This window comes from Bacteroidota bacterium, assembly GCA_039111535.1.
Classification (GTDB): domain Bacteria; phylum Bacteroidota; class Rhodothermia; order Rhodothermales; family JAHQVL01; genus JBCCIM01.
On record JBCCIM010000282.1, the window covers coordinates 1 to 6,252 of the forward strand.

Here is a 6,252-nt window from a genome sequence, read left to right on the forward strand (position 1 = left end):
CGAGTTGGAATCCCGCCGTGCCGGGCTAGAAACAAGGCTGGGTCTGCCCTTCACCCAACAGGATAGCCTTGAGCAGTTGCTGGCCATGAAGAACGAATTGCAGGCGCTACTCCAGAGTGATGCCTCGACCCATACGGAAGCAAACGAAGCATCCACCGAAGCCAGCGAGCAGACCGAAGGCAACGCACCGCCCCAACAATCCACGGAACAGGAGCAAGCCGAGCGCATTCAGGCGTTGGTGACCGCGTTTGACGCGCTCATGGCCGGACGCGCCTCGACAAGAGAAGGCAGCGAGTCCGGTACCGAGGCTGACGACCCGCCTGATCCATCCATGCAGATCCCTGCATCCCATCGTTCTTCCTCCCCTCACCTTGGCCCTCGCTGGACCGAAAGGCTGCAATCGGCCAATGCTGATGATAGACAGCCAACGCTATTGGAGGTGGCGTAAGTACATTTCCCTTGCTTTAGCGCGCCTGCCCTGCTATGTTGGGCCACAAATTGACGTAAGTCACACTTCGCCTTCTCTGGAAGGCGAACTAAAAGGCCCTCACCCGGGGGCCTTTTTTCATGCCAGATAGTTTTGTAATGCGCCTCGAATCCCCTGGCATTCTTTTTCAGCCAGACGCCCCATTTTATGGGTCAAGCGCTTGGCATCCCATAGCCGTAGCTGGGTCAGCATGGCGCATTGTTGCCTGCCGTTGAAGTCGAAACGGTAATAATGCGGCGAGTCTTTGATTTTCGTGGTCAGCGGTATGCCCCAGAAGATGCGCTGGTTGAACTTCTTGACCACCAATACCGGACGGTTGCAGGCATCGCTCTTGCCGTCTGTTTCATGCCCGATATTGATGCCAATCGAACCCCACCATATTTCCCGCTCTTTGAAGGTTGGTGGCGGTTTCTGCTCATGCAGTTCCGCCTTGAGCCTGGTCCATCCGGTGAAGTCTTTGCACACCATAGAGCGACTTATCGCACAGGTAGTGCCTTATCACCAGCATTTTTACGCCTGCTGATCCACTGCTGACACACCCCCAACCCTTGTTACTCGAAGTCGCCTGCCTGCTGAACGGGCTACCTGCCGCTTGCCACTTCTGCCACAGACGCTCTGTGTACCCCTGGGTTCGGTTGTGCCTGCTGCCTGGTATACTTAATGGCTTGTCTGATGCTTCTTCATACGCTGTTTGACAGAGCGTTTCCCGCTTTGTGGGTATCACACGTCGTTTGGGTCTGACCGCTCCGGCCAGCGGGTCAACCACCTGCCCGCTTAAACGTGTGGGTAGTTGACCCGCGGCCCTTCATGACCGGTCTTTCCCTTCTCCGTTGTTTCACCCCAAACAAAGGAGGGAATCTCATGACAAATAACCGGCGCAAAAGAGGACATAACGCTGCCAAAACCGATATCTACCAAACCGTCACCGATGCCATTATCGCTGCTATCGAATCAGGGCAGACCGCTGAGAAATTCGTGATGCCCTGGGATGGCTTCACCAGCCTACCGCTCAACGCTTCGACGGGCAAGAGCTATCGGGGCATTAACATTCCCATGTTGTGGGTGCATCAGATGGAGCGGAGGTGCTGTTCAGGCTACTGGGCGACCTACAAGCAGTGGCAGGAGCTGGGCGCACAGGTGCGTAAAGGTGAGAAGGGTGCCGGTATCGTCTTCTGGAAACTCCTGGATGTCGAGCCGGAAGAGGATAATGACGAGGGAGAAACCCGTATGTTTGCCCGCTGGTCCACCGTTTTCAATGCCGATCAGGTGGATGGCTTTACAATTCCTGCCAGCGAAAACCAGGGCAATGCCCGGATTATCGAAACAGCCGAAGACTTCATGGCAGCTACCGGCGCAAGGATTACGCATGGTGGGACTCGGGCCTACTACCAGCGTGGGACGGATACGATTGCGTTGCCGGAGCAGAGCAGCTTTCACGATACGCCCACCAGTACGGCGACTGAAGCTTACTATTCCACGGCCCTGCATGAGCTGACTCACTGGACCGGCGCACCCAAGCGGCTGGACCGCAAGAAAGGCAAACGTTTCGGGGATGCTGATTATGCCTTTGAGGAGCTGATTGCTGAACTGGGTGCAGCCATGCTCTGTGCCACCCTTGGTATCACCTCCAGCACCCGGCCCGATCACGCACACTATATCGATGGCTGGTTAAAAGCGCTCAAAAACGATAAACGCTTCATCTTCTCCGCCGCTTCACAGGCTCAGAAAGCTGCTGATTATCTCCTCTCGCTTCAGCCGGAAGTCTAAATCCACCGCAGGTCTGGCAGACCATCAGCCGTCCCGATGACGGGACGGCTTTTTGCGGTTTATGGTGGTGAAGTTTATGAATAGCGCCGGACTCAAAGGGATCAGTTAACGTAACACTTTTCCGTTACGATTTTCGTGGTTACCCCTTACATAAGGGTGCAATCCTCAGTGCTTTCGAAAAACAGGAGTAAGTAATGCGTAGGTACGGTGTATGATTCTTCTTATGTACAAACCGATGTTCAAAACGATTAGTTTGCGGATGGCCTTTTATGAAAGAAATTCCATCGCTGAAATTCATATCTTTTCTGCTTTAGCAGCTTTGATTTCTGTATCGAAAATCGCAATGAGGCTATTTAGGTATTCTTCATGGCGCTCAGGTTCTGACCTAGCAGCTTTCAAGCAAATATCGCCCAGAGCAAGAACAATAGGTACGGTGTCGGTTCCTTGTGCACGAAGATCGGTCATCAGCTTATCGAGTTCATGGAGACAATGCTCTTTGGTGGTCACTATTCGAAACTGCTGATGTTAATTTGGTGAAAGAATCACGCGAATTTAACAGAGCATGTAGTGCATTTCAATGATATTCTGTGCCATTCTACGTGTTACCGCCCTTAGAGGTCGGGGACATGGATGGACACAGCTATTCTTTTGTGTCGTTTATGAGAAGCGCCGTTCTTAAAAGGGTTATTTGTAGGTAATCAGTCAAATTTCTCCTTTCAGCTCAAGTAACCGCTGCTCATCACCTTCAATAAAACTTTGCAAATATTCAGTGCTGATTTCTAGACACTTTTCTTGATGCTCAACCGCTTTCTCTATCCTATCTTTCTCGATTTGGCATTCTTGGGTGCCAGCGAGATTTAACCATAAACGTACGCTACGGAAGTTCCTCAGAGAGGGTTCACTGAAAAGGAACCTTTTTGCAATAACGATAATTCATCGAAAACCACTGATATTACTGAAAAATTCTTGTCGTGGACTAGGTTTTCAGTGAATTCTAGGTCGTTAGCGTACGTTTACGCGCGTTTCTCGCCGCCACCCAGTTATGGTAGTCCATATAAAAAGAGCAGGCGAGCCTCGGAAACTCATGCGCCTGCTCTCTCTTATAGGTGTGCAGCACGTTGCTACCAGGCTTCGTGCCGCCTTTGTCGGAGTGCGCCGGTACCCAGTTGTCCTAACATACTTTTCGGGGCACGGGCAACACGCACCAACAAGTATACATCAACAAGATGAAAAAATCCGTCAAATGTAGCGCGGAGTCTTGTGTTTGGGCGCGTATTATTCATATACTATGCGCAGGCTGTGAGCCTCGGAAACTCATTAGCAGCCTTCTTTACTCTTATAGGGGAAGCCGGTGGTGGAATCACCACCGGCTTCTAAGTAAATCATTGTCGGAGTATAAAATGAATAAACTTGCACTGGCGAAACTTCGCCTGCCGGATGAATTCCTGCGCATCCTCGATGGATTCATGGCAGGAAAGACACGTACCCAACTCGCTGCGGAGATGTTTATATCGGATGCCACCCTTTGTCGCCGAATCAAGGGCATTACGGATGCGTTCCAGGCCAAGACAGTTGAGCAGGCGCTAATGCGCGCTGTCTCTCTGGGCGTGGTCGGATCAACTGTGATGCCCATTCAAGGTGATCCGACGCTCAAAATGCATCCGGGTGAAGCTTGGGACCATCTGGCCGCGCTTGACGATTTGACCCGCGACGAATTCAAACTATTCCTGCTGCTTGGCTCTCTTGAAGGAGCCGGTCGTAGCCCACTCGGTTTAGCCGAAATCATGTCCACGTCAGAGTCGCAGATCAAGCGCCATTTGTGTGGTATGCGCGAAGCCTTTAATGTTGAGCAGGACTGGCAACTTGTGTACCTAGCCACCGTATTTTCGCACTCGTCTCTAGCAGAAAAGGCGGCAAGGCTTCGTGGAAAGCGTGCTCCAGACGAGTTCAGCCTATTCCTGCGGAAAAGCTTAGGGGCCTGTCCCCATGAGCTGAGCCAACAATACAAGTTGCTTATCGAGGCGACCATCAATGCCGGCGGATTACCCACAGTGCTATCATCTTGTGAGGTGGGCCATGAAACGACTTTTTGATTGGTTCACCTTGTATGCTCTCGTCGTCGGCATAGGCCAGATCATCTCGTCAGGGCTTGGACTAGACCAAGACGCTATGTTTTGGGTGTCTTGGCTGCTAGTAGGCGGCATGATGACAACGCTAGTTGTCTACCTGTCCACCATTAGAGGCTGGCGAGACTAGAATCTAATAGATGCAGCAATACACACCCATATGGGGCAGGAAATCTGAGCGCAGGCTGGGGTTCGTTCGGGATACGTGGCGGCGCTAGCGTGGCTAATCGGACCCAATAAAGAATCGGGATAGGGGGGAGCTTTTGGCTCCGCCCCTCACACACCAGAGTTTGTTTTCGATGAAATACACCCAGAATCCTTGTTTTATGCAAAGTGGCGTCTCATGACACGAATGTTTGTATAGGGCCATATAGATATTCCTGCTAACTGTCAGTGTTTTGTGTTTGTGAGATGCCATCACTTGATGGGCTTGTTGTCGCAGGTGAAACAGAAGGAGCAGTGATGAGCGGTGTTGATGTAACCGGACCGGGCGATGCCTGTGCGGGCTGCTCTACGGATAGAGGCGCGACCAGTGCCATAGGTGGTGGTGCTGGAACAGTGTGCGCTTTGACTTCCTTAAATGGTGTACTTGTTTCAGTAGCTGTTGCGCTTATGTGTCCAGGGGCGATAAGGGCTTGCGGCGGTGGTAGTGGGACATTTTGCCCTTCTTGCAGCAGTGTCGGCGGGGTATTAGAGCTTGACGATTTTTTCGGTTGCTTGTTACTCATTGTAGTTTCCTTAAACAATATTACGTGAGATAAAGATGATCAAAAGAGCCACGCCAGCGATAAACAAAACCCCTGCACTTGCGTTGAGGAAGGATGTGGCTCGATCCTTCCAACCTCCCAAGTGGGTTTGATAAATGGCTATTAGGTTTCCTTGATTAAGTGCATTGTCTACCTGTTTAATGGCATCTCGAAATGCCTGATGGCTCATATAATATGCAAACAGTACAGCAGCGAGGCTAAATCCCCAGCAAATCCATGCAATCAAAAGCAGAATATTAAACTCCGCCTGATCGAGTGGGACAATATCTTTGACAAACGCAAAGGATATCCCAAGCGACGAGGCCGAAAGCGTCAGAATGGTTTTGTCATAACCCTCCTGCGCTTTTTGCTTTAACTCCATTAGCTGAGCTCGATAGTTTGTGATGTAAGTTAGGCTTGCCTCTGACAAGTTCTGCAGGCTAGACGCAGCAGATAATTCCTCTACTGATGTGGAAGCCGGAGTAGTATCATCCGGTAAACTGCTTGATGTCATTCGCTGTTTTCCTCATATACAACATGGCTTAACATAACGTGAAAAATTATTTTGGTGTCCATATTGCATCGGCTGTGATTCTGAGTTCATTCAATCGGCGTTGTGCCTTAGACCGCCCAGACTCAGTTCCACACATTGTCGGTACAGCAAGATGAAACTCACCTTGCGCGTTTGCAAACGCGCGCCACTGCCCAGCCGTATGGTTACTATTAATGGTACTACATGTTTCAGCTTCCAGAGCGATAAAGGTGCCATAGCTATCATTTTTATTGCAAGTCAGGTCAGGGATGTACCGGTTCTCAGCGTAATCTGTTACGAAATCTGGACGGTCATATCCATCTAGATCTGCTTTGATATTCCTATAACCTAAGTTCTGAAAGTGGGTGAACATCATAGCGATTAGAGCCATATGCTCATCACTTTCAACTCTACTTCGTTTTTCCAAGGTTCTTGTAGCATACATAATATTCTTAATCCTTCATTTATGATCTTCATACTCAAACATTTGTTGTGTTGACTATCAACTCAACAATTATCAAAAAAAATAGCGCCCCTGAGACGGGACGCTGTTAACACAAAACAGTAAAATTGTTCTCCGAATCGATACGAAGC

At 50.1% G+C, this 6,252-nt stretch carries 8 protein-coding genes; 3 read left to right on the top strand and 5 right to left on the bottom strand.

Going from position 1 to position 6,252, the window contains the following annotated elements; genetic code table 11:
• On the top strand, positions 1 to 448 hold a 448-nt coding region (locus AAF564_25415), incomplete at its 5' end, for a hypothetical protein (GenBank protein MEM8488909.1).
• A 117-nt stretch (positions 449 to 565) separates the two neighbouring features.
• Here AAF564_25415 and AAF564_25420 read toward each other — a convergent pair.
• On the bottom strand, positions 566 to 955 hold the full coding sequence (locus tag AAF564_25420) for a type II toxin-antitoxin system PemK/MazF family toxin (GenBank protein MEM8488910.1): 390 nt from the start codon (positions 953 to 955) through the stop codon (positions 566 to 568).
• Positions 956 to 1,348: 393 nt separating this feature from the next.
• Between AAF564_25420 and AAF564_25425 the strand changes: the two genes are divergently transcribed.
• Positions 1,349 to 2,254, top strand: a complete 906-nt coding sequence (locus AAF564_25425; GenBank protein MEM8488911.1) for a zincin-like metallopeptidase domain-containing protein — start codon at positions 1,349 to 1,351, stop codon at positions 2,252 to 2,254.
• A gap of 294 nt (positions 2,255 to 2,548) precedes the next feature.
• On the opposite strand, the gene AAF564_25430 is transcribed toward AAF564_25425, so the two are convergent.
• Together AAF564_25430 and AAF564_25435 are read right to left on the bottom strand one after the other, a co-directional pair.
• Positions 2,549 to 2,761 (bottom strand): hypothetical protein, encoded by a 213-nt coding sequence (locus AAF564_25430; protein MEM8488912.1) that lies wholly within the window; start codon positions 2,759 to 2,761, stop codon positions 2,549 to 2,551.
• 614 nt (positions 2,762 to 3,375) lie between these two features.
• Positions 3,376 to 3,537 carry a hypothetical protein gene (locus AAF564_25435; GenBank protein ID MEM8488913.1) on the bottom strand — a complete coding sequence of 54 codons (162 nt, stop codon included), beginning with the start codon at positions 3,535 to 3,537 and terminating at the stop codon, positions 3,376 to 3,378.
• Between the two features lie 117 nt (positions 3,538 to 3,654).
• Between AAF564_25435 and AAF564_25440 the strand changes: the two genes are divergently transcribed.
• Positions 3,655 to 4,347: a hypothetical protein gene (locus AAF564_25440; protein ID MEM8488914.1), complete on the top strand. Its 693-nt coding sequence runs from the start codon at positions 3,655 to 3,657 to the stop codon at positions 4,345 to 4,347.
• Between the two features lie 771 nt (positions 4,348 to 5,118).
• Here AAF564_25440 and AAF564_25445 read toward each other — a convergent pair.
• A complete protein-coding gene (locus tag AAF564_25445) occupies positions 5,119 to 5,640 on the bottom strand; it encodes a hypothetical protein (protein ID MEM8488915.1) in 522 nt (173 codons plus the stop codon).
• Positions 5,641 to 5,686: 46 nt separating this feature from the next.
• On the bottom strand, positions 5,687 to 6,085 hold the full coding sequence (locus AAF564_25450) for a hypothetical protein (protein MEM8488916.1): 399 nt from the start codon (positions 6,083 to 6,085) through the stop codon (positions 5,687 to 5,689).
• Between the last annotated feature and the right edge of the window lie 167 nt (positions 6,086 to 6,252).